Origin of the sequence: Ostreibacterium oceani, assembly GCF_009362845.1 — a bacterium.
Lineage (GTDB): Bacteria > Pseudomonadota > Gammaproteobacteria > Cardiobacteriales > Ostreibacteriaceae > Ostreibacterium > Ostreibacterium oceani.
Window position 1 is genome coordinate 1 of record NZ_WHNW01000029.1, and the last position, 490, is coordinate 490.

A 490-nucleotide genomic window follows, 5' to 3' on the forward strand; every position below is an offset into this window, starting at 1 on the left:
ACGATTGGAATTAAATCGATTCATCAATTTTTACAATACTGTCAAACCGCACAAAAGTTTGAACAACGCAACACCTTATGAGATACTTAGTCACTACTTTGAGTTAACCTAACTGTAAACAACGCGAGGATTTCTTACAGGTAACAACTTAACCATCACCAACAATGGGTCGGCAACGACGATTGATTTAAGTGGTTATTTAGACAACACGGATGACCAGCAGATTACGGATTTTAGTTTAGACGCAGCGACGAATGTGTTGACGTTGACTTTAGAGGACGGTGGTAGCCAGACGGTGGACTTGAGTGGTTTTGTCTCTAGCGATGATCAGGCATTGAGCAGCGATGGTACGGCGGGTAATATCAGCATTGAAGACGGCAATACGCTGACGCTAAACGTGAATGACGCGGACGCGGATGCGACGAACGAGTTAAACACGGGGTTTGCGATTAACGGCACGGACTTAGAGCTAACGGATGCGGGTGGCACG

The 490-nt window shown here is 45.7% G+C and carries 1 protein-coding gene and 1 pseudogene; both read left to right on the forward strand.

Annotated features, from left to right (window positions below):
• Positions 1-112 (forward strand): annotated as a pseudogene (locus GCU85_RS10490) (integrase core domain-containing protein); the annotation flags it as partial.
• A 144-nt stretch (positions 113-256) separates the two neighbouring features.
• Positions 257-490 (forward strand): hypothetical protein (locus GCU85_RS09860; RefSeq protein ID WP_152811013.1); only part of this gene is annotated, 234 nt, incomplete at its 3' end.